Here is a 565-nt window from a genome sequence, read left to right on the forward strand (position 1 = left end):
CGCTGGCCAAGCGCTCGGGCACGAACGGCCGGCCGGTGGAGGGCGTTGCGATCCGGATCGCGGACGTGGAGAGCAACGAGACGCTGGCGAGCGGGACGGTGGGGGAGATCTGCATCGCGGGCTACGTGCTGATGAAGGGCTACTACAAGCGGCCGGAGGAAGACGCGAAGGCGTTCGATGCCGAGGGGTGGCTGCACAGCGGCGACCTGGGGGAGCTGGACGCGGACGGTTACCTGATCTACCGGGGGCGGGTCAAGGAGATGATCAAGCCCGGGGGCTTCAACGTGGCGACGCAGGAGATCGAGGTGTTCCTGAAGAGCTACCCGGGGGTGCGCGAGGCGGTGGTGGTGGGTGTGGCGGACCGTCGGCTGGGGGAGGTGGGGTATGCGTACATCGAGGCCGGTCCTGGGGTGACGCTGGAGGCGTCGCAGCTGCAGGCGTACTGCAAGGCGTCGATCGCGAGCTACAAGGTGCCGAGGTACGTGGAGTTCGTGACGAGCTGGCCGCTGACGGGCAGCCAGAAGATCCGCAAGCTGGAGCTCAAGGCCAGGGCTCAGGCCACGCT

1 protein-coding gene is annotated in these 565 nt (G+C 68.0%); it reads left to right on the forward strand.

What is annotated here, in order from left to right:
* Positions 1 to 565: class I adenylate-forming enzyme family protein (locus AB4Z46_RS35395; protein ID WP_442288220.1), on the forward strand; the 565-nt coding region annotated here is incomplete at both ends.

The sequence above is a fragment of the Variovorax sp. M-6 genome (genome assembly GCF_052114385.1).
Classification (GTDB): domain Bacteria; phylum Pseudomonadota; class Gammaproteobacteria; order Burkholderiales; family Burkholderiaceae_C; genus Variovorax.